Origin of the sequence: Streptomyces sp. NPDC060000 (assembly GCF_042737375.1) — a bacterium.
GTDB lineage: Bacteria > Actinomycetota > Actinomycetes > Streptomycetales > Streptomycetaceae > Streptomyces.
In genome coordinates this window covers 92829-117874 of the sequence record NZ_JBHWUU010000007.1, presented here as the reverse complement: position 1 = coordinate 117874, position 25046 = coordinate 92829, and the positions used below count along the sequence as shown (strand labels likewise).

At 72.3% G+C, this 25046-nt stretch carries 21 protein-coding genes; 13 read left to right on the top strand and 8 right to left on the bottom strand.

Translation table 11 applies throughout. From position 1 onward, the window contains the following. Positions 1–102 precede the first annotated feature (102 nt). From ACFWBB_RS06435 to ACFWBB_RS06425, 3 genes are all read right to left on the bottom strand, one after another. Positions 103–1725, bottom strand: a complete 1623-nt coding sequence (locus ACFWBB_RS06435; RefSeq protein ID WP_385267702.1) for a transporter — start codon at positions 1723–1725, stop codon at positions 103–105. Further along, on the bottom strand, positions 1722–2492 hold the full coding sequence (locus tag ACFWBB_RS06430; protein WP_385267700.1) for an ABC transporter ATP-binding protein: 771 nt from the start codon (positions 2490–2492) through the stop codon (positions 1722–1724). The genes ACFWBB_RS06435 and ACFWBB_RS06430 overlap by 4 nt, the downstream gene beginning before the upstream one ends. 141 nt (positions 2493–2633) lie before the next feature. Continuing rightward, positions 2634–3296: a bifunctional DNA primase/polymerase gene (locus ACFWBB_RS06425; protein ID WP_385267698.1), complete on the bottom strand. Its 663-nt coding sequence runs from the start codon at positions 3294–3296 to the stop codon at positions 2634–2636. A gap of 334 nt (positions 3297–3630) precedes the next feature. On the opposite strand from ACFWBB_RS06425, the gene ACFWBB_RS06420 reads away from it, so the two are divergent. Further along, positions 3631–5016 (top strand): transcriptional regulator, encoded by a 1386-nt coding sequence (locus tag ACFWBB_RS06420; RefSeq protein ID WP_385267696.1) that lies wholly within the window; start codon positions 3631–3633, stop codon positions 5014–5016. A gap of 212 nt (positions 5017–5228) precedes the next feature. Next, the gene (locus tag ACFWBB_RS06415) at positions 5229–7127 is read left to right on the top strand and encodes a hypothetical protein (protein ID WP_385267694.1); all 1899 of its coding nucleotides are present in this window, start codon (positions 5229–5231) and stop codon (positions 7125–7127) included. 99 nt (positions 7128–7226) lie between these two features. On the opposite strand, the gene ACFWBB_RS06410 is transcribed toward ACFWBB_RS06415, so the two are convergent. Then, positions 7227–8555 carry an ABC transporter substrate-binding protein gene (locus ACFWBB_RS06410; protein ID WP_385267692.1) on the bottom strand — a complete coding sequence of 443 codons (1329 nt, stop codon included), beginning with the start codon at positions 8553–8555 and terminating at the stop codon, positions 7227–7229. 118 nt (positions 8556–8673) lie between these two features. On the opposite strand from ACFWBB_RS06410, the gene ACFWBB_RS06405 reads away from it, so the two are divergent. Continuing rightward, complete coding sequence (locus ACFWBB_RS06405) at positions 8674–9174, top strand: hypothetical protein (protein WP_385267690.1); 501 nt, start codon at positions 8674–8676, stop codon at positions 9172–9174. A 115-nt stretch (positions 9175–9289) separates the two neighbouring features. Next, on the top strand, positions 9290–10174 hold the full coding sequence (gene purU, locus ACFWBB_RS06400; protein WP_385267688.1) for a formyltetrahydrofolate deformylase: 885 nt from the start codon (positions 9290–9292) through the stop codon (positions 10172–10174). 338 nt (positions 10175–10512) lie between these two features. On the opposite strand, the gene ACFWBB_RS06395 is transcribed toward purU, so the two are convergent. Together ACFWBB_RS06395 and ACFWBB_RS06390 are read right to left on the bottom strand one after the other, a co-directional pair. Beyond that, positions 10513–11895 carry an anti-sigma factor family protein gene (locus tag ACFWBB_RS06395; protein WP_385267686.1) on the bottom strand — a complete coding sequence of 461 codons (1383 nt, stop codon included), beginning with the start codon at positions 11893–11895 and terminating at the stop codon, positions 10513–10515. After that, entirely contained in the window at positions 11892–12500 is a 609-nt protein-coding gene (locus ACFWBB_RS06390) for a sigma-70 family RNA polymerase sigma factor (protein ID WP_385267684.1), read from the bottom strand. The genes ACFWBB_RS06395 and ACFWBB_RS06390 overlap by 4 nt, the downstream gene beginning before the upstream one ends. Before the next feature lie 319 nt (positions 12501–12819). Between ACFWBB_RS06390 and ACFWBB_RS06385 the strand changes: the two genes are divergently transcribed. Together ACFWBB_RS06385 and ACFWBB_RS06380 are read left to right on the top strand one after the other, a co-directional pair. Continuing rightward, entirely contained in the window at positions 12820–13200 is a 381-nt protein-coding gene (locus tag ACFWBB_RS06385; protein WP_385267682.1) for an STAS domain-containing protein, read from the top strand. Between the two features lie 271 nt (positions 13201–13471). Further along, complete coding sequence (locus ACFWBB_RS06380) at positions 13472–13984, top strand: EF-hand domain-containing protein (protein WP_385267680.1); 513 nt, start codon at positions 13472–13474, stop codon at positions 13982–13984. Between the two features lie 156 nt (positions 13985–14140). On the opposite strand, the gene ACFWBB_RS06375 is transcribed toward ACFWBB_RS06380, so the two are convergent. Continuing rightward, on the bottom strand, positions 14141–15649 hold the full coding sequence (locus tag ACFWBB_RS06375) for a class I adenylate-forming enzyme family protein (protein WP_385267678.1): 1509 nt from the start codon (positions 15647–15649) through the stop codon (positions 14141–14143). Between the two features lie 260 nt (positions 15650–15909). On the opposite strand from ACFWBB_RS06375, the gene ACFWBB_RS06370 reads away from it, so the two are divergent. From ACFWBB_RS06370 to ACFWBB_RS06355, 4 genes are all read left to right on the top strand, one after another. Beyond that, positions 15910–17106: an amidohydrolase family protein gene (locus ACFWBB_RS06370; protein ID WP_385267676.1), complete on the top strand. Its 1197-nt coding sequence runs from the start codon at positions 15910–15912 to the stop codon at positions 17104–17106. A gap of 34 nt (positions 17107–17140) precedes the next feature. Continuing rightward, the gene (locus ACFWBB_RS06365; protein ID WP_385267674.1) at positions 17141–18274 is read left to right on the top strand and encodes an acyl-CoA dehydrogenase family protein; all 1134 of its coding nucleotides are present in this window, start codon (positions 17141–17143) and stop codon (positions 18272–18274) included. Between the two features lie 10 nt (positions 18275–18284). Next, a complete protein-coding gene (locus tag ACFWBB_RS06360; protein WP_385267672.1) occupies positions 18285–19169 on the top strand; it encodes an acyl-CoA dehydrogenase family protein in 885 nt (294 codons plus the stop codon). A gap of 550 nt (positions 19170–19719) precedes the next feature. After that, on the top strand, positions 19720–20241 hold the full coding sequence (locus ACFWBB_RS06355) for an ATP-binding protein (RefSeq protein ID WP_385267791.1): 522 nt from the start codon (positions 19720–19722) through the stop codon (positions 20239–20241). A gap of 520 nt (positions 20242–20761) precedes the next feature. Here ACFWBB_RS06355 and ACFWBB_RS06350 read toward each other — a convergent pair. Then, entirely contained in the window at positions 20762–21688 is a 927-nt protein-coding gene (locus tag ACFWBB_RS06350) for a cyclase family protein (protein WP_385267670.1), read from the bottom strand. A gap of 102 nt (positions 21689–21790) precedes the next feature. On the opposite strand from ACFWBB_RS06350, the gene ACFWBB_RS06345 reads away from it, so the two are divergent. The 3 genes from ACFWBB_RS06345 (at position 21791) to ACFWBB_RS06335 (ending at position 25026) form a co-directional block, all read left to right on the top strand. Next, positions 21791–22702 (top strand): SDR family oxidoreductase, encoded by a 912-nt coding sequence (locus ACFWBB_RS06345; protein WP_385267668.1) that lies wholly within the window; start codon positions 21791–21793, stop codon positions 22700–22702. A 103-nt stretch (positions 22703–22805) separates the two neighbouring features. After that, positions 22806–23954, top strand: a complete 1149-nt coding sequence (locus ACFWBB_RS06340) for an acyl-CoA dehydrogenase family protein (protein WP_385267666.1) — start codon at positions 22806–22808, stop codon at positions 23952–23954. Positions 23955–23976: 22 nt separating this feature from the next. Continuing rightward, entirely contained in the window at positions 23977–25026 is a 1050-nt protein-coding gene (locus ACFWBB_RS06335) for a Zn-dependent alcohol dehydrogenase (RefSeq protein ID WP_385267664.1), read from the top strand. Positions 25027–25046: the final 20 nt, after the last annotated feature.

The following is a 25046-nucleotide window of genomic DNA, read 5'->3' as shown; positions in this document are numbered from 1 at the left end:
CGGTTCGGTGTGGATTGCGACGTCTACACCAACAGAAAGGCCTTCGTGTCCCACCGTATGCACCCCTGACCGAGACCGGCCGGCCCGGCTCCCGGTGTCCGGTCAGCCCCTGCTCACCGCCGTCAGGATCTCCGGGAGGCGCGTCGCCGTACGGGGAGCGGCCAGGCGCAGCCCCAGCAGGGTGATCGCCGTGCCGTAGGCCGCACCCCCCGGCAGCAGCAGCCAGGTCCAGGCGTCCCCGCCCTCGGTGACGTTCAGCCAGATCGTCACCGCGATGACGGGGGCGCACAGCAGGGCGGCCGACACCATCCCGCCGAAGACCGCGATCCAGGCGAGACCGGCCTGGCCGGGGGCCACGTTCTTGTAGCCCTCCTGCGGAATCGAGTAGGGGAACCGGGCCGAGGTCCAGGCGCCCGTCGCCAGCATCGCCCCGAGCAGCGCGAGGGACAGCCCCAGCGCCTCGGGCAGCTTCGGCCAGTCGCCGAGCATCGCCGTCGTCAGTACGGTCACCAGCGTCGCGTACGGCAGGGTGATCACCAGCAGGGCCAGGGCCCGCGCGCGCAGCTCGGCATACGCGTCCCGGCGCGAGGAGATCGTCATCGCGACCATCCAGAACGCGGACGTGTCCTGCCCGAACTGGTTGTACATCTGGATACCGAGCATCCCGGCGGCGAAGCAGGCGAAGTAGATCGAGCCGGTGCCCTGCAACGCGTTGAAGACGGGCACGATCAGCCCGATGGCCAGCGACGTCACCCAGGCCGCCTTCGTCTTCGGGTCGCGCCAGACGTAGCGCAGGCTGCGTTCCATCACGGTGCCGGTGCGCCCGCCCGGCAGCAGCCGCCCGAGCCCCGCCGGACTCCGCCGTTCCCGCGCGGCCGGCTCGGCGGCCTGGAGGGTGGAGCCGTCGGGCGAGGTCATCAACCGGGTCAGGCTTCGCGTCCACGCCGTGACCAGCAGCACCAACGCGCCCGCGCTGACGGCGAGCTGAGCGGCGGCGACCCCGTACGCCCCCTCGCTCACCGAGTCCACCGCGCCGACCGCCGACGCGGGCGGCAGCCACCGCAGCACGTCCGCCACCGGACCGAGCTGCCCGAGACCGGACGCCCCGAGCCGCTGCGCCCCGAAGTTGACGACCTGCGCGCCGATCGCGATGACCAGCCCGCTCAGCACCGCCAGATCGCGCCCCTTGCGGCTGGTCAGCAGTCGGATGTTGGCGGCGGCCACGGCCCGGGCGAGCGCCACGCACACCAGCAGCCCGAGGGCGACGGCGAGCACGCCCACCGCCCACGCGGCGGCCCCGTGCGCCACGGACACCACCGACCCCACCAGCATCAGCAGTGTGAACAGCGGCCCGATGCCCACCAGCGAGGCCGCCAGCAGCGCCCGCACCAGCGGCCGGGGCCGCAGCGGCAGCATCACCAGCCGGGTCGGGTCCAGGGTCTCGTCGCCGCTGGGGAAGAACAGCGGCATCACCGCCCAGCCCAGCGCCAGCACCGCCACCAGGAGTACCACCAGCGACACCGCGTGGGCGTGCCCGCGCAACGCGATCAGCCCGAGCAGCTGAAGCGCGGCGAACAGCAGCGTGACGACGGCGGAGGCCACGTACGCGGCCCGTCGCCCGCCCGACTGCCGTAGCCCGTTCCGCAGCAGCGACAACTTCAGCCGTACGACGCTGGGGACGAGGCCCGGGGCGGAGGCGGCCGCGGGGGAGAACCGCTCGCTCACCGGGCCGCCCCGCCGCCCAGCCAGTCGAGGTCAAGGCCGGTGTCCCGTCCCTGCGCCCCGACGAGTTCGAGAAACGCCTGCTGCAGGGAAGGAGCCGACCCCCGCACCTCCTCCAGCGTCCCGTGCGCCCGGATCCGCCCCGCCGCCAGCACCGCCACCCAGTCGCACAGCGACTCGACGAGCTCCATCACATGGGAGGAGAAGACAACCGTCGCCCCGGACGCCGTATACCGCTCCAGCACTCCCCGGATGATCTGCGCGGACACCGGGTCGACGCCCTCGAACGGCTCGTCGAGGAAGAGCACTTCGGGGTTGTGCAGCAGTGCGGCCGCGAGACCGATCTTCTTCCGCATACCGGTCGAGTAGTCGACGACCAGTTTGTGCTGGGCCCCGGCCAGATCGAGGACGTCGAGCAGCTGCGCGGCCCGCTTGTCGACCTCGGCACCCGGCAGCCCTCGCAACCGCCCGCTGTAACCGAGCAGTTCACGCCCCGACAACCGCTCGAACAGGCGCAGTCCCTCCGGCAGCACCCCGATCCGCGCCTTCACCGCCACGGGATCCCGCCACACGTCGTGCCCGACGACCTCCACGGACCCCTGATCGGGCCGCAGCAGCCCGGTCACCATGGAGAGAGTCGTGGTCTTCCCGGCCCCGTTCGGCCCGACGAGCCCGATGAACTTCCCCGAGGGCAGGTCGAGATCGATCCCGGCAACGGCGACCTGCTGACCGAACCGCTTCCAGAGGTTACGCACGCGTACGGACGTCATGTACGAAACCCTACGGCCAGGGGAGCACCCTGAAGGGGCGCAGGGCCGTACTCGACTTGTGGCTCCGCCGCGTGGGAGCGACAAGCCACAACGGACCCGCACCCGCCGTCAAAGACCAACCGAGCAGTTCAGAAGGCGTCGTCAACGATCGCGCCCGCACGCGTAGGCGAGCGGCGAGATCAACTCCTCCGCGTCGGGCAGCCACCGGTTCGCGACAGTCGGCCGGCAGGCCCATTGCACGGCGCCACGGGAGCCGAACCGGGTGGGCGGCGCGGCCACGTACGCGCCCTCGCCGAGCGTCACCAGATCGAGCGCCCCCAGCGACCAGCCGAGCTTGCGCACCAGGTCCGGCACCTTCGCCGACGCCCCCGGCAACACGAAGAACTGCATCCGCCGGTCCGGCGCCAACGTGACAGGACCGAGCGTCAACTCCATCCGCTCCATCCGAGCCAGGGCGAGAAACCCGGCCGTCTCCGGCACGGAGATCGCGTCGAACGTGCGCCCGGTCGGCAGCAGGATCGAGGCGGTCGGCTGTTTCTGCCACATCCGGCGCGCGACCGTGGCGCTGCCGGTGGCCTGTGTAGCCCAGTCGGGGCGCGCGGGGTGCGCGCCCGGCGCCGCACACGCGCCGTCGCCGCAGGAGCAGCGCTGCACTCCGTCGACGGGTTCCAGCCAGGTGCCGGGGAAGACGTCCCAATGACGTTCCTCGGCGTAACGAACAGCGGTCTCGAGCAGCGATTCCCCGCGCTGCTTCGGGATTTGAGTGGCTTCGGTGCCCGCGATGGTCTCTTCCACGATGAACACAACTCTAGCCGTCACCAGGGGTTACGCCCGCCACTTTGCGCGGGGGAGGAGCATCGATTCCGCGTCCGGGGCGCATGGGTGCATGGGCGGGGGCGCGCGGGAGGATCGGGCGCGGGAGCGGGTATCCAGGCAGAGGGGGCGGACTTCCGCCGGTAACCCGGCAATTCTCTGTATTCATCGGCAATTCTCGGCAATCCTCACATGCCTCGCATTTTCGGTATGGCTGTGGGGCATTGATCTTCTCGGCCGGAACTTTTCGGTGGAAGACACGTCAACTCGGTGTGTGGGCGGGCACCCGTCGCCCCGGTCACCGCAGCCACAGGGGGTAGTGCCCATGGCCGCAAGGCCGCTAGTCGCGCGGCAGCCGAACGAACGGCTGCAGGCGCTCATCCAGGAGGCGGGGTGCTCGAACGCCGGGCTCGCCCGCCGCGTCAACATGTGCGGCGCCGAGCACGGTCTCGACCTGCGCTACGACAAGACGTCCGTGGCCCGTTGGCTCCGGGGACAGCAGCCGCGTGGACGCGCCCCGGCGATCATCGCGGAGGCGCTGGGCCGCAAGCTCGGCCGTACGGTCACGATCGACGAGATCGGCATGGCCAACGGCAAGAACCTCGCCTCGGGCGTGGGTCTCCAGTTCTCGCCGACGGTACTGGGGGCCATCGAGCAGGTCTGCGAGCTGTGGCGCAGTGACGTGGGCCGACGCGACTTCCTCTCCGGTTCCTCCGTGGCCGCCTCGGCGCTGGTCGAGCCGAGCCGCGACTGGCTGATCTCCTCCCCCGACGCGCAGGTGGCTCGGTCGGTCGGCCCCCGGGTGGGTCTGTGCGACGTCGCGGCCGTCAAGGCGATGACCCAGGCGCTGGTCGACCTGGATCACCAGTACGGCAGCGGGCATGTGCGCCCGGTCGTGGTGCACTACCTCAACAGCGTCGTCTCGGGCCTGCTGGCCGGCTCCTACCGGGAGGCGGTCGGCCGGGAACTCTTCGCCTCCGTCGCCCGGTTGACGGAACTCGCCGGCTACATGGCCGTCGACACCGGTCAACCGGGCCTCGCCCAGCGCTACTACATCCAGGCGCTGCGGCTCGCACAGGCGGCGGGCGACCGGGGGTACGGCGGGTACGTCCTCGCCGCCTCCATGAGCCACCTCGCCGCGCAGCTCGGAAACCCGCGGGAGATCGCGCAGTTGGCGCGCGCGGCGCAGGAAGGGGCGCGGGGGCGCGTCACACCGCGTGCGCAGGCGATGTTCCTCGCGGCGGAGGCGCGCGGCCACGCGCTGATGGGTGACGTACGCGGGGCGCAGTCGGCGTCCGGGCGGGCGGTGTCCGCACTGGAGGCGGCCGATCCGTCCGCCGGGGACGACCCCGCGTGGATCGCGCACTTCGACGAGGCATATCTGGCCGACGAGTTGGCCCATTGCCACCGCGACCTGGGCCAGGCCGAGGCGGCGGCGCGCTGCGCCGAACAGTCCCTGGCCGGGCATCCGGAGAGCCGTGCGCGCCGGCGCGCGATCGGTTACGTCCTGCTGGCCACCGCGCAGGTGCAGCAGCGCGATATCGAACAGGCCTGCAACACCGGTCTGAAGGCCGTCGAGTTGCTGGAGACGCTCCGTTCCAACCGGGGCGCGGAGTATCTCGACGATCTTCAACAGCGACTGGAACCCTTCCGGGACGAGTCGGTGGTGAGGGAGTTCGGGGCGCGGCTGGAGCTGCAGACCGCGGCGTGAACGGATGGGGCGCCGCTGCGTGAACGCGCGGGAAACAACGGGATCCCGCACGGGGAGCGGCGGATACAGCGCACGGCGCTCCGGATCTGTTACCGATGTCACCGCCGGCCCCGCCGGGACGGAGATCACGACTGAGCTGCGTGGCACGGGGTTCCGGGGACCCGGTAGCGTGAACCGACGATTCCGAAGGTCCCCCATTCGTAGGAGTCCCGGTGACGCAGAGTGGACAGGGCGAGGAGCCCTCGGCGCAGCCCGCGCGCGAAGGCATCGTGCTGCCCTCCGACGGTGGGGAACCCCTGCTGCCGGGAATGACGACGAGCGCGTCACGGCCGCCGGCCCGCCAGGGACCGCCGAGCCAACCGCCGTCGGGACCGCCGTCGGGCCAGTACTCCGGCCAGTACGGCGCTCAGCAGCACGGGCAGGACCAGTACGGCGCTCAGCAGCACGGGCAGGACCAGTACGGCCAGGATCAGTACGGGCAGCAGGCGCCGGCCGGCGGGCAGACCTGGGGGGATTCCTGGGGCCCCGGCGGGCAGACGCCCGCCCCGCAGCAGCCGGGCCAGAGCTGGCCGCTCCCCGCGGACCAGCAGTCGGACCGGACGGGCCAGGCACACCGGCAGCACGAGCAGCAGTACCAGCAACACCAGCAGCATCAGCCGCAGACCGGGTGGAACGCCGGGCAGCCGGACCCGTGGAACGGCGGCACCCCGGCGGGCGCCGGCCCGCTCCCGCCGGAGAGCGCACCGGCGCCGGGCGCACCCCTGCCACCTGCCGCCGCTGCCTTCGACGACGGCGCGACGCAGTACATACCGCCGGTCCCGGCCGACCCGGCGGACGGCGGCCGGGGTCAGTACCAGCCGCCGTTCGCCGCACCCGCTCGGGCCGACGAGGGGGCCACGCAGTATCTGCCGCCCGTCCCGCCGGCCGCTCAGGTCGACGAGGGGGCCACGCAGTATCTGCCGCCCGTCCCGCCGGCCGCTCAGGTCGACGAGGGCGCCACCCAGTACCTGCCGCCGGTCGCACCGGGCGCGCTGCCGCCCGAGGTTCCGGCCGAGTCGACCCACTTCCTGGGCCGTACCCGGCAGAACCCGGACTCGGGTTCCTTCCCCGGCGGCGGACCGATGCCCGCGCCGGGAACGCAGCCCGGCGCGCAGCCCGGCGGCTACTCCGACTCCGAGCCCACGCAGTACATCCCGCCGGTCGCCGCGCAGGCCGGTGGGGACCGGCAGCCGCCCGCCGAGTTCGAGAACCTGTTCCGCAGCGGGCCGGGCAGCGACAGCCCGGCGGGGTCCACGCAGCAGCTCCCGCGTTACTCCGAGCCGGACGCCCCCGGATACGGCGGCCCCGGCGGACACGGGGGCGCACAGGGCTACGGCACCGGGCCCGCCGCCCGTTCCCAGCAGCCCTCCTACACCCCGCCCGGTGACCCGGCGGCGGGCGGGAGACGCGCGGCGCGTGACGACGGCGGCGGCCGGGGCGGTCGTACCGGCTCGCGGGTGCCGTTGTTCGTGGCGATCGGCGTGGCTCTCGCGGTCGTCGGCATCGGCGCGGGCGCGATGCTCGCGGGCGGCGGTGACAAGGGCGACGACGGCAAGACCGTCGCCGCGTCGGCCCCCACGGTCGGCGGTTCCTCGTCGGCGGCCGGCGGCGCGGCCCAGCAGCAGGCCGTAGAACTCGACAAACTGCTGGCGGACAGCGGTAACAGCCGGGCGAGCGTGATCAGTGCCGTGGCCGACGTGAAGGCGTGCGGCAACCTGGCGCAGTCCGCCACGGACCTGCGGGACGCGGCGAAGCAGCGCACCGAGCTGGTCACCAGGCTGTCCGCGCTGAAGGTCGACCAGCTGCCGGACCACGCCGCGCTGACCACCGCCCTCACCAAGGCCTGGCAGGCGTCCGCGGCCGCCGACAACCACTACGCGGCCTGGGCCGACCAGGTCGCCGGCAACAAGAAGAAGAGCTGCAAGAAGGGCTCGGCCCGCACCACCTCCGAGACCCAGGAAGGCAACCGCGCGAGCGGCACGGCCAGCGCGCAGAAGAGTGAGGCCGCGAAGCTCTGGAACGGGATCGCGAAGACGTACGACCTGACACAGCGCCAGCCCACCCAGCTGTAGGAAGCGGGCCGGCCCACCCGTCCAGCCGGGCGGGTGGGCCCACCCGTACGTGGACGCGGGGCGGCCCCCCCCCGCTTGTCGGCGCAGGCCGGGGGCCGGTCAGTTCACGTCGGCCTTCTCCAGGGTCTTCGTCACGTCCACGAAGCCCTTCTTGGCGGCCACCAGCCGGCCCTTGCGCACGGCCTGGAGGGTGACCTCGGCGTTGACCAGACGCGGGAAACCGATGGAGGCGAGCTGATCGGTGAACTCCCAGCGCAGCGTCGGAGTGAGTCCGCCCGTGGTGACCTTCAGCCCGTCGTCCAGGGCGCCCCGCACGGTGTCGGCGGTCACCTCGCCGCCGTCCAGCGACTCCACGGCCTGCCGGAACACGGAGTAGGCGATCCAGGTGGTCTGGACGCCGGTGTCCGTGGGGTCGATCCGGGTGTCGGAGAACGCCTGCTCGCTGATCACCTTCTTCATCGGCGCCCAGGCGGGGTCGCTGGCCACCGGGTACCAGCCGGTGACGTAGGCCCCCTCGAACGGCCCGGAGGCGGCGCCGGCGGCGTTGATCACCGTCTGGTCGACGCTGCCGAGGACGGTGCCGGTGCGGACGGCGGGGTAGTCCTGGCGGGTGCGCCGGAAGGAGTCCATGAAGGTGCTGGTGCGGTCCCCGAGCGCGGTCACCACGCAGCCCTTGCCGTCCCCGGTCCTGTTGCCGGTCGCGCTCTTCAGGGCGGCCGCGGCCTGGGTCGTATACTCGGTGGCGTCCTCCGGCGCCCGCTGGTCCTCGGCCTTGTCGTGCCCGCCCGCCGTCAGTCCGGCGTCGAGCATCGGGGGCAGCGCGTCGCCGGCGATGGTGTCGGGGCGGACGAGCGAGACGGAACCGCAGGTCGCGCCGAGTTCCTTGCCGAGACCGGCCAGCAGCGAGGGCTGGCCGCCGTTGACGGGATAGGACAGCGGGCTGGTGAACTCGGAGTTCGTGACGCCGTACCCGCCTATGTAGGGGATGCCGGCGCCTTCCAGATGCGGGAAGAAGGCGTCGGAGTGCTGACTGTAGGAGCCGACGACAGCGACCGCCTTCTCCTTGACGGCGCGCCGGGCGCACGCCGCCGTGGACACGCTGTTGTTGTGGTCGTTGCAGGTCAGGACCTTGAGCTTGCGTCCGTTCAGGCCACCGCTCGCATTGACCCAGCGGGCGTACGCGCTGGCGAAGGCCGGCATGCCCGGCTTGTTGGTGGCGGAGGTCTCCTCGGGCGCCCAGGTCATCACGACGATCGGGTCGTCCCCGGAACCCCCCGAGACGCCGGGGACGACCCCACAGCCGACGGCGAGCGACGCGCAGGCGGTCAGGGCACCCGCCGCGAGGGCGGACGCTCTGACGGGCCTGGTGAAGCGGAAGAACCTGGGGAGGGAGGTGCTTCGCGTGGGCGTGCGCCGCTTGCCGGTCATGGGCACACACGATTCCGTCACATCACCAACCTGGGAGTGACCCACGGTCAACGAGTGGTGACGGCAAGGTGAATTACAGGGGCCCGTGCGGTGGGTGGGACGGGGAAACGTACGATCGATGACCGTGCAAGGTTCGGAGAACTCTTCCCGTCGCGGCCGTCGCTCCTCCACCATGGGCGGCATGCCACTCAACGACATGCCGTGGTGGCGCTGGCGCAGCAATGTGCGCTCCGCGCTGCACATGCTCTCCGACCCGGCGTTCCAGCAGAACGTCTGGCTGGCCGGCGTCGAGGGGTACGGGGACGTCACCGACGCCGTGTACCGCCTCGTCGAGGACACCTGGCTCGACAACTGGTCCGCCGAGAAGTACGTCGGCACGATCTTCCGCGACTCGCAGGAGGCGGCCCTCGTGGACACCGCCGTGCTGCGCGTGCTGCGGATCATGCACCAGGTCGGGCCGGACGCCCCGGTCTCCGCGTACGTCGACCACCAGGCGTGGCCGGAGGCGGTCCGTGCGGCACGGGACGCGCATGTGCGGATGGCGGCGAGCGACGGCGACGACGCCGACGCGCCGCCGCGCACCCTCGAGGTGCTGCGCATCATGACCCGGGCCGCGTAGCCGCGGTCCCGCGAGCGGGGCGGGCGGGTCCGCGAGCGGGGAACGGGCCGGAGGCCGTGTTCCGTCCTGCGGGACGGTTGCCCACGGCCGTGGCCGGTGTGCGACCCTGTCGGGCATGAACGCGCAGCCCACCCGAGCCGCGGCGACCGCCGCCGACCAGTACGTCCTCACGCTTTCCTGCCCCGACAAGCAGGGCATCGTGCACGCCGTGTCGAGCTATCTCTTCATGACCGGCTGCAACATCGAGGACAGTCAGCAGTTCGGCGACCACGACACGGGTCTGTTCTTCCTGCGCGTGCACTTCTCGGCCGAGCCTCCCGTGACCGTGGACAAGCTCCGGGCGAGCTTCGCGGCGATCGGCGACTCCTTCCACATGGACTGGCAGATCAACCGGGCCGACGAGAAGATGCGCATCGTCCTCATGGTCAGCAAGTTCGGGCACTGCCTGAACGACCTGCTGTTCCGCGCCAGCATCGGCGCGCTGCCGGTGGAGATCGCGGCCGTGGTGTCCAACCACACCGACTTCGCCGAGCTGGTGGGCTCGTACAACATCCCCTTCCACCACATCCCGGTGACGAGGGAGAACAAGGCGCAGGCCGAGGCGCAGCTGCTCGAGCTGGTCCGGGAGCGGGACGTCGAACTGGTCGTCCTCGCCCGCTACATGCAGGTCCTCTCGGACGACCTGTGCAAGCAGCTCAGCGGGCGGATCATCAACATCCACCACTCCTTCCTGCCGAGCTTCAAGGGCGCCAAGCCGTACCACCAGGCGCACGCCCGGGGCGTGAAGCTGATCGGGGCGACGGCGCACTATGTGACGGCGGATCTCGACGAGGGGCCGATCATCGAGCAGGAGGTCGAGCGCGTGGGGCACGGCGTCACGCCGGACCAGCTCGTCGCCGTCGGGCGGGACGTGGAGTGCCAGGCGCTGGCGCGGGCCGTCAAGTGGCACGCGGAGCGGCGGATCCTGCTCAACGGACGCCGAACGGTCGTCTTCCCGTAGCCCCACCACCGGCCCCGCCTTCGGACCCCACCTCCGAAGCCTCCCCTGAGACCTGCCTCGGAACTCCGCTTCCGGGTTCTGCTCGCGCGGCCTGCTTCGGGGTTCCGCTTGCGGGGCCTGTTTCCGGGTTCCGCTCGCGCGGCCTGCTTCGTGGTTCTGCTCGTGGGGCCTGCCTCCGGGTTCCGCTCGTGGGGCCCAGCCCCGGGTTCCGCTTCCGGGCTCTTTTCCGGCGCTCCGCTTCCGCGGCCTGGCTCCGGGTTCCGCTTCCGGGGGCTGCCTCCGGGCTCTGTTCCCGGGCCCCCCTTCCGCGGGCCCCTTCCGGGGTACGCCTGCGGGTCCTACATGCGGCTCAGCGCTGCCGCCGCGAACAGTACGTCCCTGATCGCCTCGCGGTCGCCCAGCTGGCCTGCCGCCGCCTCCTCCGGGGAGACGTGACCGGCGGCCAGGCGACAGAACTCCACGTCGTCGAGGGCGACATGGGCCACCTCGTGGTCGGCGGAGCCCACCGCGCCCGGGGAGTCCAGGGGGATCAGCCACTGGCCGCCGCCCGAGCCCTCGATCTCCAGGCGCAGGCTGCGGCCGGGGCGGCCGGCGGTCACCAGGTGGCGGGTGAGCGAGGGGGAGGCGAGCCCTGAGCGGCGGCGGGCCGCGAGTGTCTCGGGCAGCATCCGCGCGGCGAGGTCGATCATGCCGTGGAGGTGGCGCGGGGCGGGCGGCGCGTAGGGGTAGTCGACTGCTTCCGCGATGTCCTCGGCGTGCACCCAGCACTCGAACGCCCGGTCCAGCATCGCGTCGCGCAGCGGCAGTTCGAAGCCGCCGTACGACACCGGCATGGTGCCGGGTCCTCCCCCACGCTCGGCTTCGCCCGCGCGGGAGGTACCCCCACCGGTGAACGACACCGTCCGCACGAGGGAGTGGGTCTGTTCGCGCCAGGGGCCGCGTACGGAACGGGTGGGCGGGAAGTGCGAGCCCGCCCAGAACGCCTCGGTGCGCCGCGCAGGCGTGTCCACCGGACCGGCCGCCCCGGCCGGTCCACCCGCCCCGGCCGGTCTGCCCGACCCGTACGGCCCGTCCGCCGCATCGATCTCATCCGGTTTGCCCGGCCTGTCGCCCGCCGTCAGCGGGTCGTCCAGCCCCAGGGCGACGGCCACCAGCCCGTCCACGGCGAGCAGATGGGCGATGACTCCGGCGACGGTGGTCCGGCGGCTGGTGGCACCCTCGCCCCGGAACCAGCGCAGCCGCACGGGCGCGTGCCACTCGGCGTCCCCGAAATCCTGGAGCAGGGCGTCGAGCCGCGCGGTCTCGGCGTCGTAGGACGCCGCCCAGACGGGCACCGGGATGCGGGGCGGGCGGCGGTCCAGACAGCCGTCGAGGACGCGGGTGCGCAGGCCCGGGTCGAGGTCGAGGCTCTCCGGGCGCTGGAGCAGGCCGACCGCCTCGCGCAGCCGCCGCGCCTCGTCCGCGCAGGCCCCGCAGTCGCCGAGGTGCTCCTCGACGGCCGCCGTCTCCTCGGCCGAGCAGGCCGCCAGCGCCCAGGCGCCCAGCAGGGCCTTGAGCACCGGGTGCTCGAGCCTGAGCGGTTCCGGGCCGGGCGGCTCCGCCGGGGGCAGCGGCAGCCCGCCGTCCTCCACGGAGGCGCGGGGAAGCGGGATGCGCGGCGGCCGGTCGGGCTCGCGGGGCGGGGGCGTGCCGTTCCCGGCGCCGTCGTCGCCGGGGCTCACGCCGCACCTCCGTAGCCGGGCGGCGCTCCGGGGGCCGCGGAGTCGTGGGCCGTGGACAGGAGCTGGAGGCCGAGGCGGAGCCGTCGGCGGGCCTCGTCCTCGGTGACGCCGAGGTCGACCGCGGTCTGGCGGTAGTCGCGCCGCTGGAAGTAGGCCAGCTCCAGGGCGGCGCGCAGCGGGGCGGGCATGGCCTGGACTATGTAGTCGGCGCGGGCGGCGACGGAGGCGTGCCGCACCCTGCGCTCCAGTTCCTCGGTCGCCTCGGCGGAGCCGTGGCCGGCCTCAGCCGGTGCGACGGTCTCGGCCAGTGCGGCGGTCTCGGTGGCGCGCAGGCGCTGCACGGCGAGGCGGTGGGCCAGCCCGGCGACCCAGGTGCGCAGCGGGCCCTGCTTCGGGTCGTAGGCGTCGGGGTGTTCCCAGACCTCGGCGAAGACCTCGCGGGTGATGCCGTCGGCCGCCCGTTCGTCCCCGAGCACGCGGTGGGCGAGGCCGTGCACGAGCGAGGCGAACCGGTCGTAGAGCTCGCCGAGGGCGGCCGCCTCACCGCGTGCGAGTCGCTGCTGCATCTTGCGGTCCCAGCGGGGCGGTCCGTCCTTCTTCGTCATGCGGCCCCCTCACCCCTGCCCGTCCCTGTGGCCGTGCGTGTGTCCAGCGTGCGTCCACCGTCACCTCGAATGTAGTCGGCACGTCCGACAACGCACGCCCCTTTGTTTCAATGTGCGCCCCCAGTCGGGGAGAGGGTGGTAAGGGCCGCCCCTACCCGACAGACAAGGATCGAACCGGACCGGGTACGGCTGGAACAAGCCTCTTTCCCTTTGCTTCTGTTTTTCCCTCGGCGTTTCGGGGCACGGCCGCTGGGCAGCCGCGCTGCAGGAAGCGAAGGGACGGCTTCCGTTTTACCGCGAGCTACAGCGAGCGAAGGGCGTGGTGGTGGCCTTCAAAGTGACCGGCGGGGAGCAGGGCGGATGGGCCGTGCTCCTCGTGTCGGGCGAACTGGACCTGGTGACGTCGCCGGTGCTGCGTCAGAAGGTGCACGACGAGGTGGCCGAGGGCCGTCACAGTCTCGTCCTGGACCTCTCCGAGGTGTACTTCTGCGACTCCAGCGGCGTCGGCGTCCTCATCGCCTCCCGCCGCCTCATCCGCTCCTGCCGGGGACGGCTGCGCCTGATACTTCCCGCCCGGGGCGCGGCGGAGGACTCCCACGTCAACCGGGTGCTGGGCGCGCTGGGCGTCCGCCGCCTCTTCGACGTCTACGGGGATCTGGCGGCCGCCGTGGACGACGGGACGGAACCGCTCTCGGCATGAGGATCGCGAGATCCCGTTCTTCCCGGGGCCCGCGGGGTCCCGTACTTCCCGCGGGTCCGCGAGATCCCGTTCTCCCCGTGGGTCGGCGAGGTCCCGTTCTCCCCGTGGGTCGGCGAGGTCCCGCTGCGCTACACCCGCGTCCCGAAATTCACCCGGTCATGGCACAGACGTCGCCTTCCCGACGCCCGGGCGTCGCCGGCGTCGTACGCTCCCTGCCGGAACCACTCCCAGCAGTATCTCCACGCGATGACGTAAGGCGGTCCGAGAAGACATGGTCAGCAGCGAGTACGAACGCAGGATCGCCGCCCGGTTCGCCACCTTCGACCAGGACGGCAACGGCTACATCGACCGGACGGACTTCGGCGCGGCGGCCAAGGCGCTGCTCGCCGAGTTCGGCGCCGCGGCCCGGTCCGACAAGGGGCAGGCGCTCTACGCGGGCGCCGAGGCGTTCTGGCAGGGCATGGCCGGCATCGCCGACCGGGACGGCGACCAGCGCATCACCCGGGACGAGTTCGTGAACGGCGCGGTCAAGCGCCTGCGCGACAACCCGGAGCGGTTCGCCGAGATCGCCCGCCCCTTCCTGCACGCGGCCCTGGACATCGCCGACAGCGACGGCGACGGCCGGGCCACGGTCGAGGACACCGTGCGGGTGCTCAGGGCCCTGGGAGCGCCCGACGAGGTCGCCCGGGGGGCCGCCGCCGTCCTCGACGCCGACGCGGACGGCAAGGTCGGCGAGGCGGAGATCGTCCCCGCCTTCGCCCGCTATTTCACGATCGCCGAGTAGCTCACCGGGTCCCATCGGGGCCGCCTGTCCCCATCGGGGCCGCCCGGTCCCATCGGGGCCGCCTGTCCCCATCAGGAACGCCCGGTCCCATAGGGAACGCCCGGTCCCATCGGCACCGCCCGTCCCCATCGGGAACGTCCGGGAACCACCGGTACATCACCGGGAAAACCGCTCGCGCAGCCTGTACTTCAGCACCTTGCGCAGGGTCTCGTTGCGCGGCAGGGCGTCCACCACCTCCAGCCGTTCCGGCAGCTTGTGGACCGACAGGCCGCCCGCGCGCAGATACGAGGTCATCGCCTCCAGCGTCAGCGGTTCCCCGGCCCCCGGCGGCCGTTCCACCACCGCGCACACCAGCTCCCCGCGGTTCGGGTCCGGCAGGCCGATCACCGCCACGTCCCCGACGGCCGGGTGGGCGGCGAGCAGGTCCTCGATCTCCTTCGCCGACACGTTCTCGCCCTTGCGGATGATCACGTCCTTGAGCCGCCCGGTGAGGACCAGATGCCCGCTGCCGGTCAGGTGCCCCAGGTCGCCGGTGCGCAGGAAGCCCTCCGCGTCGAAGGCCTCGGCCGTCTGGGCGGGGTCCAGATACCCCTGGCACACGGCCTCCCCGCGCAGCCGCACCTCCCCGTCCACCACGCGTATCCGCATGCCCTGCGGCGGCCTTCCCTCCGTCGTCGCGAGGTTCTCCGCGGTGTCGTCCGGCGCGCCCATGGTGATCATCGGCACCTCGGTCATCCCGTACCCGTGCGTGAGCTGCACCCCCATCTCGCGCACGACGGCGTGGTAGACCTCGGGCGGCTTGGGCGCCCCGCCGCCCGCGAGCAGCCGCAGCGAGGGGATCAGGGGCGCGTCCGGCCGCTTGCGCTGTTCGGCGAGGAACATCGAGTAGAACGCCGTGGACCCGCCCGCGACCGTCACCCCGTGCCGCCGGTAGCCCGCCAGCGCGTCCGGCAGCGCGAAGTGCTCGAACATCACCGCGGGAAATCCGTAGAGCAGGAGCATGACGGTGTAGTCGGGGCCCGCGATGTGTGCGTAGGGGAACGCCATCGAACCGACGTCGGCCGCCGTGAGGCGCAGCGCGTGGGCGAGGCAGGAGCCGCCCGCGATCAGCGAACGGTCGGTGTGCAGTACGCCCTTGGGGTCGGAGGTGGTCCCCGAGGTCCAGTAGATCCAGCGTACCGACGTGCCCTCGGCGGGCGGTGGCGCAAGCACGGCCGGATCCCCGTCCGGCAGGTCGTCGTACGCCTCGAAGACGCCCTTCGCGCCGAGCCGGTGCGCCATCGCGGTGTGGTCGAATCCCCGCCAGACGCCCGGCACCGCGAAGAACTCCGCCTTCGACTCCCGCAGCGCGAAGCCGACCTCGCGGTCGCGGTAGAAGGGGATGACGGGCGACTGCACGGCTCCGAGACGGGCCAGGGCGAAGGCCAGGACGGCCGTCTCGAGGCGGGTGGGCAGCTGCCAGGCGACGACCGTGCCGGGGCGTACGCCCATGTCGTGGAGCCCGGCCGCGACCCGCTCGGCGCGCTCGCGCAGCTCGCCGAAGGTCAGGACCCGGTCGTCCTGAAGGAGGACCCGGCGGTCCGGGGTGAGGTCGGCGCGGCGGGCGAGCAGCTCCCAGAGAGTGCGGGACGCGCTCAGCTCGTGGGCGGTGGCGGTGTCGTTCACGTCGGCCCCCTGGCGTGACTCACAGGCTTACCTGACGGGCTGTCAGCTTTTTGGCAGAGCGTAGGGCTGGTCGCCTTGTCGGTCCAGGGGGCGGGGGCTAGCCTGCTGGGGAGAGCAGATCTGACGACCCATCAGATAGTGGCGGCCGGACGGTGGGACTGCCGGGCGGCGGGACTGCCGACCACCCGGACGGCCCATCGGACCAGCGCACCGGACATGTCCATCGGACAACTGGCGTTCCGCCAGGCGGAGGGGAAGCCATGAGTACCGAACTGCCGCGCATCGTCAGCGTCGACGACCATGTGATCGAGCCCGCGCACCTCTTCGCGACCTGGCTGCCGAAGAAGTACCGGGACCGGGGACCGCAGCCGCTCACCGCCGGGATCGGCGAGCTCGCCTACGTCGCCGGGAAGTACCAGATCACGATGGACCCGGACGGCCAGCGCACCGACTGGTGGATCTACGAGGACCTGAAGTTCCCGTACAAGCGCAACATCGCGGCCGTCGGCTTCGACCGCGACGAGATGACGCTGGAGGGCATCACCCGGGAGGAGATGCGGCGCGGCTGCTGGGACCCGAAGGCCCGGCTGGCGGACATGGACCTCAACCATGTCGAGGCCTCCCTCTGCTTCCCGTCCTTCCCCCGCTTCTGCGGGCAGACCTTCGCCGAGGCGCACGACAAGGAGGTCGCGCTGGCCTGTGTGCGCGCCTACAACGACTGGATGGTCGAGGAGTGGTGCGGGGACAGCGGCGGACGGCTGATCCCGCTGTGCCTGATCCCGCTGTGGGACGTCGGGCTCGCGGTCGCCGAGATCCGGCGCAACGCGGCCCGCGGGGTGCGCGCGGTGACCTTCTCCGAGATCCCCAGCCACCTGGGGCTGCCGTCGATCCACTCCGGCTACTGGGACCCGTTCTTCGCTGCGTGCGAGGAGACGGGGACGGTCGTCAACATGCACATCGGTTCGTCCTCGCAGATGCCGGCCGCCTCACCGGACGCGCCTCCGGCCGTCCAGGCGTCCCTTTCGTTCAACAACGCGATGGCCTCGATGATGGACTTCCTCTTCAGCGGGGTGCTGGTGAAGTTCCCGCGCCTCAAACTCGCCTACTCGGAAGGCCAGATGGGCTGGGTCCCGTACGCCCTGGAGCGGGCCGACGACGTCTGGCAGGAGCACCGCGCGTGGGGCGGGGTCAGGGACATCGTCCCCGAGCCGCCGTCCACGTACTACTACCGCCAGATCTTCTGCTGCTTCTTCCGCGACAAGCACGGGGTCGCGTCCCTGGACGTGGTGGGACGCGACAACGCGACCTTCGAGACCGACTACCCGCACGTCGACTCGACCTTCCCGCACACCAAGGAGGTCGCCCTCGACCACGTCAAGGGCCTCGACGACGAGACGGTCTACAAGCTGATGCGCGGCAACGCGATCCGCATGCTGGACCTGGACCTCGACAAGTAGCCGGCGCCGGGACCAGGGCAGGGGGATCGGGACCATGGACCTCTCGGACAGCCCCGAGGACGCGGAGTTCCGGGCCCGGCTGCGCGAGTGGCTGGGCAGGGTACTGCCCACGCTCCCGCCGAAGCCGTCCCCGGACGACTGGCCCGGCCGCCGCGCCCACGACCTCGGCTGGCAGCGGACGCTGTACGACGCCGGGTACGCCGACGTGCACTGGCAGGCCTCGCCGGGCATCCGCCTGATCTTCCTGGAGGAGACGGAGAAGGCGGGCGCGCCCTACGTGGGGGCGGGCTTCGTCGGGCTGCTGCACGCCGGGCCGACGATCGCCGCCGAGGGAACGGCCGAACAGCGGGAGCGCTGGCTGCCTCCGGTCCTGCGCGGCGAGGAGGTGTGGTGCCAGGGCTTCAGCGAACCGGACGCCGGGTCCGACCTCGCGGCGCTGCGCACACGCGCGTGGCGCGACGGCGACGACTACGTGGTGAGCGGGTCCAAGATCTGGACCTCGCACGCCGAGGTCGCCGACTGGTGCGAGCTGCTGGTCCGCACGGATCCGGGAGCGCCGAAGCACAAGGGCATCACCTGGCTGGCCATGCCCATGGACGCCCCGGGCATCACCGTACGGCCGCTGCGCACCCTGGCCGGAACCGCCGAGTTCGCCGAGGTGTTCCTCGACGAGGTGCGGGTGCCGGTCGCCAACCGGGTGGGAGAGGAGAACGACGGCTGGCGGGTGACCATGGTGACGCTGTCGTTCGAGCGCGGCACCGCCTTCGTGGGCGAGGTCGTCGCCTGCCGGCGCGTGCTGGCGGAACTCGCCCTGGAGGCACGGAGCAACGGCCGCTGGGACGATCCCGTCCTGCGGCGGCGGCTGGGCGCCCTCAACGCCGAGTTCCGGGCGCTCTGGCGGCTGACGCAGTGGAACGTGAGCGAGGCGGAGATCAAGGGGGGCCCGCCGGGCGTAGGGGGTTCGGTTTTCAAACTGAGGTACTCGCAGGCCCGCCAGGAGCTGTACGACACGGCCGCGGACGTCCTGGGCGACGAGTCCCTCAACCTCGACCGCCCGTGGGCAGGCGACCGGCTCTCCTCCCTCTCGTACACCATCGCGGCCGGTACTTCGCAGATCCAGCGGAACATCGTGGCCGAACGGATCCTGGGGCTGCCGAAGGGACGGTGAACTCTCCGCCATGCGTTTCCGACTGACGGACGATCAACGGGCACTGCGGGACGGCGTACGGGGACTGCTGGCGCGCCGCTTCGACCGCGCGGCGCTGCGGGCCGCCGTGGACCGGCCGGGACGACTGGACCGGACGCTGTGGCGGGAGCTGGGGGCGGCCGGGTTCTTCGCGCTGCGGCTGCCCGAGGCGGACGGCGGGGTCGGACTCGGTCTGCCCGAGACGGTGTTGGCGTTCGAGGAGGCGGGCCGGGTCCTGCTGCCGGGGCCGCTGGTGGCCACCCACCTCGCGGCGGGACGCGTGCCCGGCGCGGCCGACGGGGAGACGGTCGTCGCGGCCGTGGACGGCGGCGGTCTTGTGGAGTGGCTGGCGCAGGCCGACGTCGTGTGCGGCGGGGCCGACGGGGCCGTGCCGCTGCGGTCGGTGGACCCGCTGACGCCGCTGCACCGCGTCCTGGGAGCCTCGGTGGCCGCCGACCCGGTCGCCGTGCTCCTCACCGCCGCCGAGCAGCTCGGGACGGCCACGCGCGCGTGCGAGACGGCCGTGCAACACGCCCGGGCACGCGAGCAGTTCGGGCAGCCGATCGGCGCCTTCCAGGCGGTCAAGCACCTGTGCGCGGAGTCGCTGGTGCGGGTCGAGGTGGCCCGCGCGGCGGTCTACGCGGCCGCCGTCACCGCCCACCCCGCCGACATCGCGGCCGCCCGGCTCCTCGCCGACGAGGCCGCCGTACGCGGCGCGCGCGACTGCCTCCAGGTGCACGGCGGCATGGGCTTCACCTGGGAGGCGGACGTGCATCTGCTGCTGAAACGGGCCTGGGTGCGCACCCGCCGTGCGGGGGGCGGTACCGAGAGTGAGGAGCTGCTCGCGGCCGACCTGCTGTCCGGAGCGGGTCGCTGATGCTCCCGCCTGCGGTGACGAACGGAGCCCGGGGCGGGCCGCCGTGCGCGTGTCGCGGATCGTGGCAGACCGGAATCACGCAGCGTTGATATCGGGTTGTGTCCGATGCGTGACCCGTCACGGCCTGGAGTCGGCGGGCCTCTCCGGTACCTTCTGTGGGATGCGAGTGGTTCCGAGCATGAGCCATGCCGGCGGTGCCCCTGGGGCGGTGCCGGATCCGGCGGTGCGCGCCGCCACTCGCAGGGCGGACGGGCTTCTGGCGCCCGCCTGTTCGACTCCCCGCGAAGAGCGTCGCACAGTATGCCGCACGGGTACTCCTTCGCGCTGGAATATGCCCGAAGCGCTTGTTGAGGTGACTGTACGTCAACCAAGCTGTCTCGTAAGGGATTCACGTTCCGTCACCCTGCCTCTGGCTGTTGTTCTGGCCATGCAGAAAATGGCTACGATCGTGGCCCCCGTCGTCATGGTGCACACGCGGCTCGCGTGGCTCGCGTGGCGCACGGCCATGTGTCCGCCGGTTCGGATGGTGTGAGCGGTGCAGGTGCTTCAAGTGCAGCTGGAGATCCGGCCCGACCCCGCTGAGGTGGGGCGAGCCCGGAGGTGGGCCCGTTCGCGCCTCGCCGGGTCCGGGATAGGGGACGAGGAGCCGCTCGCCGAGACGCTCATCCTGCTCGTCTCCGAACTGGTCACCAACGCCGTCGTGCACACCGGCTGTCCGGCCGTGCTGCGGCTCTCCCTGCCGGGCGGGGCGGCCGAGCCGTCCACGGTCCGCCTGGAGGTGGCCGACACCAGCGGCCGGGCCCCCGTGCCCCGTTGCGCGGGGAACGAGGCGACCGGCGGCCGTGGTCTGGCCCTCGTCGACGGCCTGGCGGACCGCTGGGGCTGGAGCGTCGAGGGTGCGGGCAAGCGCATCTGGTGCGAACTGGACCGCTGTACGGGAGCGGGTGCGGCCGAGGTGGACGATGGGGGCGCGGCGGAGCGCCGGGCTGTGGAGGAACGCAGGGCTGCGGTCCCGGTGGAGCCCCGGCCGGCCGAGCCGGCCTACGGAGGGCTCGCGTACGAGGCCGTGTGAGGGGCGGACGAGCTGCGGGTGGGCAGCCGTCAGGAGCCTTCGGCCGTGCGGGAATCGTCGGGTGTGCGGTGGTGTGGGCGGCGGACGCGGGCGGCGGGTGAGGGGCGCACGGGCGCGGAACGCCTCGCGGATCGCGGTGCACAGGCGCAGAAAGCGCTGTCATTTCCGTCCGGGACCGGCATCGGTGCGCCCGTCTGTGCTCCCGTGCGCGCCCATCACAAAGGGGACGTAAGTAATAAATCTCCGTTCGGGTGTTGACGCGACGTGTCCGTTTGATCACGCTTGTGGTCAGCGATTCGCCGCGAGGGGACGACGAGGGTTTCGGTGACGGAGGCCCTCGTCGAGTGTGGGTCGCGATTCGGCGCCGGTTCCCTCAGGGCCGAGGGGAGTCGGTGGGGGTCCCTCCCGCTCGAGCGAAGGCGGGGTGGGGGAGGACGCGCCGGAGTCGGATGGCGGTGCGCGGTGCCGTGCTCGGGGCGGGCGGCCGCGCGCCGCCAGCCGACGTGAGGGGCGCCGGCTCCTACAGCACCGCCACGGGAGCCACCGGAGTCCCCGTCCCGCCGACGAACGGCTCGGGCATCGCCGACAGCAGGAACGCGTAGCGGCCCAGTTGTCCACAGGCTGTGGACAACTTTTCGAGATTCCAGTTCTGGCCTTGGAGCATCCCCATCTCCACGAGGTCGAGCGCGTGCACGGGCAGCCACAGATCGTCGATCTCGGGCGGGAAGATCTCGAACGTGAGGGTGTCGTTGGCGACCGCCGCCACATCGCGCGCGTGGAACCACTCCGGCGTGCGGATGGACAGTCCCGGCGACGGATAGCCGTACCCCTGCTTGTCGCCGGCCAGGTAGACCTGGACCTGGCCGGTGCGTACGAGCACGATGTCGCCGGCGCGCACCCGGGTACCGGCCAGCTCCTCGGCCGCCTCCAAATCCTCCGGAGTGACCGCGTGCCCGCCGTCCAGCCGGTCGACGCCACGCGCGCGTGCCACGTCCAGGAGCACCCCGCGCGAGACGACGTGCCGGGCCTTGTCGATGCCGCTGAACTCGGCGCCGCCGTGCGCGGTGACGGTGCCCGCCGGCCGGCCGTTGTAGAGCTTCCCCGAGTGCGAGACATGGGTCAGCGCGTCCCAGTGGGTGCCGGCCTGGAGGCCCATCGTCACGGCGTCGTCGCTGCACGCCACCGTGCCCGGGCCGAAGATCTCCTGGTTGATCTGCACCATGGCGTGCAGCGGGTTGACCCGCCCCGGGATCAGCCCGGTCTGCACGCCGTCCTCCCGCAGCGGCAGGGCGAGCGGGACGCGGCGGCCCGTGCGGACCTCGGCGACGGCCGCGCGGACGACGTCGTCGGTGACGAGGTTCAGCGTGCCGATCTCGTCGTCGGCCCCCCAACGCCCCCAGTTGTTGACGCGCTTCGCGATGTCGTGGAACTCGACCGGCAGTGTCATTCCGTGCCTCCCCGGGGCTTGTCCCCGACCGGCGGACGGGTCAATGTAGACCTCGAATCTCAAATCTAACGGTCCGTCAGAAACTGCGGGAGGGGGCCGGGCATGGGGAACTTCCTGACCGGCAAGGTCGTCGCCGTCACGGGCGCGGGACGAGGCATCGGGCGGGCCGTCGCGCTCGCGGCGGCGGCCGAGGGCGCGCGGGTCGTCGTCAACGACCACGGCGTCTCGGTGGACGGCGCCTCACCCACCAGCGAGGTCGCCCAGGGTGTCGTCAAGGAGATCGAGGCGGCGGGCGGCGAGGCGGTCGCCGTCGCCGACGACATCTCGACGATGGCCGGCGGGCAGCGGGTCGTCGACACCGCGCTCGCGTCGTACGGGCGGCTCGACGGGGTCGTGTGCGTGGCCGGGATCCTGCGTGAACGGATGCTGTTCAACATGTCCGAGGAGGAGTGGGACCCGGTCGTCGCCACCCACCTCAAGGGCACGTTCACGGTGTTCCGGGCGGCGTCGGCGGTGATGCGCGGGCAGCGCTCCGGCACGCTGATCGGCTTCACCAGCGGCAACCACCAGGGCTCCGTCTCGCAGGCCAACTACAGCGCCGCCAAGGGCGGGATCATCTCGCTCGTGCGGAGCGCCGCGCTGGGCCTGCACAAGTACGGGGTGACCGCGAACGCGGTGGCCCCCGTGGCCCGTACGCGGATGTCCGCGGGCGTGCCCATGGAGCTGGCGGAGATCGGTGAACCCGAGGACGTGGCCGCGTTCGTGGTGTACCTGCTCTCGGACCGTGCGCGGGACGCGGGGGTCACCGGGCAGGTGTACACCGTCGCGGGGCCGAAGATCGCGGTGTGGGCGCAGCCGCATGAACTGCGTTCGGCCTATGCCTCCGGCGGTTGGACGCCGGAAACCATCGCGGAGTTGGTGCCGGGGACCGTGGGGATTGATCCGATGCCGATGCTGGCGCGGTTGGAGGAGATGGAGCGGGCCGCGCGGGAGAAGAGCCGGCCCAACACCTGAGCGTGCTTCCTGTGGTCTTTCGGGTGCGGGTCGTCTGTGGCTGGTCGCGCAGTTCCCCGCGCCCCTTCAGTCGGGCAGCTTGCCCCCGACGTGAGGCGGTGCCGTGGATTTCGGAGCAAGTCCCCTGGACGAGGAGTTCCGGGCCGAGGCTCGGAACTGGCTTGCCGAGCACGCCCCGCAGGCTTCCGATCGCCGCGCCTGGGAAGGCGTCCTCGGAGCCGCCGGGTGGATCGGGATCGGGTGGGCGGAGGGCGGGTTCGGGAACCGGACCGGGAGTCTTGCCCAGCAGGTCGCCTGGGCCGAGGAGTACGCCCGGTCGGGGGCCCCGGCGCGGTCCGGGCACATCGGGGAGAACCTGCTCGCGCCCACGCTCCTCGCGCACGGCACGGCGGAGCAGAAGGCGCGCTTTCTGCCGCCGATCGCCGCCGGGGCCGAACTGTGGTGCCAGGGGTACAGCGAACCCGGCGCGGGATCCGACCTCGCCGGCATCCGTACGAGGGCCGAACCCGCCGCCGACGGACGGTCGTACCGGATCACCGGGCAGAAGATCTGGACCTCCCTCGCCCATGAGGCCGACTGGTGTTTCGTGCTGGCCCGCACCGACCCGGAGTCGAGGCGGCACCACGGGCTGACGTTCCTTCTCGTCCCGATGGACCAGCCGGGACGGATCGAGGTCCGCCCCATCCGGCAGCTGACCGGCACGAGCGAATTCAACGAGGTGTTCTTCGACGGGGCGCACGCGCGCGTGGAGCACGTCGTCGGCGCCCAGGGTGACGGCTGGCGGGTCGCGATGAGCCTCCTCGGCTTCGAACGCGGGGTGTCGATGCTCGCCCAGCAGATCGGCTTCGCACAGGAGTTGGAGCGGGTCGTCGGTACGGCCGTACGGACGGGGGCGGCCGACGACCCCGTCGTACGCGAGCGCCTGGTGCGGCTGTGGGCCGAGCTGCGCACCATGCGGTGGAACGCGCTGCGGACGCTGGGGGGCTCCGGCGGGCCGGGGGCGCCCAGCGTGGCCAAGCTGCTCTGGGCGGGCTGGCACCAGCGGCTCGGGGAGGTGGCGGTGCAGGTGCGGGGGGCGGCGGCGAGCGTCGGCCCCGCCGACTGGTCGCCGTCCTCGCCGTACCAACTCGACGACGCACAGCACCTGTTCCTGTTCTCCCGGGCCGACACCATCTACGGCGGCTCGGACCAGATCCAGCGCACGATCATCGCCGAGCGGGTGCTCGGCCTGCCCAGGCAGCCCAAGGGATAGCGGACGGGACGGAGGGGACGCGATGCGAGGTGTGGTGTTCGACGGGAAGCGGGCCGAGGTCGTCGACGATCTGGCCGTCCGCGATCCGGGGCCGGGGGAGGTGCTCGTCGCGATCTCGGCGGCCGGGCTGTGCCACAGCGACCTCTCGGTCGTCGACGGGACGATTCCCTTCCCGGCGCCCGTCGTCCTCGGGCACGAGGGCGCGGGGGTCGTCGAGGCGGTCGGCGCGGGGGTCGGCCATGTCGTGCCGGGGGATCATGTGGCGCTGTCCACGCTCGCCAACTGCGGCGCCTGCGCGGAGTGCGACCGCGGCCGGCCGACGATGTGCCGGCAGGCCATCGGACGCCCCCAAAAGCCGTTCACGCGCGCGGGGAGCCCGGTGTACCAGTTCGCGGCCAACTCCGCCTTCGCCGAGCGCACGGTGGTGAAGGCCGTTCAGGCGGTCCGCATCCCCAAGGACATTCCGCTGACCTCCGCCGCGCTGATCGGGTGCGGGGTGCTGACCGGTGTCGGGGCCGTGCTCAACCGCGCGCGCGTGGGGCACGGGGAGAGCGTCGTCGTCATCGGGGCGGGCGGGATAGGGCTGAACGTGCTCCAGGGCGCGCGGATCGCGGGCGCGCTGCGGATCGTCGCGGTGGACGCGAACCCGGCGAAGGAGGCGGTGGCCCGGCGGTTCGGCGCGACGGACTTCCTGACCTCGGCGGACGGGGTGCGGGAGGTCCTGCCGAGGGGCGCGGACCACGTCTTCGAGTGCGTGGGGCGGGTCGAGCTGATCCGGACGGCCGTCGACCTGCTCGACCGGCACGGTCAGGCCGTGCTTCTCGGGGTGCCGCCCGCGACCGCCGAGGCGTCCTTCCTCGTCTCCTCCCTGTTCCTGGACAAGTCGATCCTGGGCTGCCGTTACGGCGCCTCGCGCCCCCAGCGGGACATCGCGCTGTACGCCGACCTGTACCGCGAGGGCCGGCTGCTGCTCGACGAACTCGTCACGCAGACCTACCCGGTGGAGGACTTCGAGAAGGCGGTTGGGGACGCGGAGGCGGGGCGGGTGGCGCGGGCGGTGCTCACCTTCTGACGGGAAAACCCGTGGGGCGG

What these genes read in the sequence shown, in the direction of transcription:
- ACFWBB_RS06420 (WP_385267696.1), top strand. Translation starts at nt 3,631, where the DNA reads ATGGCCGCAAGGCCGCTAGTCGCGCGGCAGCCGAACGAACGGCTGCAG.
- ACFWBB_RS06380 (WP_385267680.1), top strand. Translation starts at nt 13,472, where the DNA reads ATGGTCAGCAGCGAGTACGAACGCAGGATCGCCGCCCGGTTCGCCACC.
- ACFWBB_RS06335 (WP_385267664.1), top strand. Translation starts at nt 23,977, where the DNA reads ATGCGAGGTGTGGTGTTCGACGGGAAGCGGGCCGAGGTCGTCGACGAT.
- ACFWBB_RS06360 (WP_385267672.1), top strand. Translation starts at nt 18,285, where the DNA reads ATGCGTTTCCGACTGACGGACGATCAACGGGCACTGCGGGACGGCGTA.
- ACFWBB_RS06410 (WP_385267692.1), bottom strand. Translation starts at nt 8,555, where the DNA reads ATGACCGGCAAGCGGCGCACGCCCACGCGAAGCACCTCCCTCCCCAGG.
- ACFWBB_RS06350 (WP_385267670.1), bottom strand. Translation starts at nt 21,688, where the DNA reads ATGACACTGCCGGTCGAGTTCCACGACATCGCGAAGCGCGTCAACAAC.
- ACFWBB_RS06370 (WP_385267676.1), top strand. Translation starts at nt 15,910, where the DNA reads ATGAGTACCGAACTGCCGCGCATCGTCAGCGTCGACGACCATGTGATC.
- ACFWBB_RS06405 (WP_385267690.1), top strand. Translation starts at nt 8,674, where the DNA reads ATGACCGTGCAAGGTTCGGAGAACTCTTCCCGTCGCGGCCGTCGCTCC.
- ACFWBB_RS06345 (WP_385267668.1), top strand. Translation starts at nt 21,791, where the DNA reads ATGGGGAACTTCCTGACCGGCAAGGTCGTCGCCGTCACGGGCGCGGGA.
- purU (WP_385267688.1), top strand. Translation starts at nt 9,290, where the DNA reads ATGAACGCGCAGCCCACCCGAGCCGCGGCGACCGCCGCCGACCAGTAC.
- ACFWBB_RS06365 (WP_385267674.1), top strand. Translation starts at nt 17,141, where the DNA reads ATGGACCTCTCGGACAGCCCCGAGGACGCGGAGTTCCGGGCCCGGCTG.
- ACFWBB_RS06430 (WP_385267700.1), bottom strand. Translation starts at nt 2,492, where the DNA reads ATGACGTCCGTACGCGTGCGTAACCTCTGGAAGCGGTTCGGTCAGCAG.
- ACFWBB_RS06390 (WP_385267684.1), bottom strand. Translation starts at nt 12,500, where the DNA reads ATGACGAAGAAGGACGGACCGCCCCGCTGGGACCGCAAGATGCAGCAG.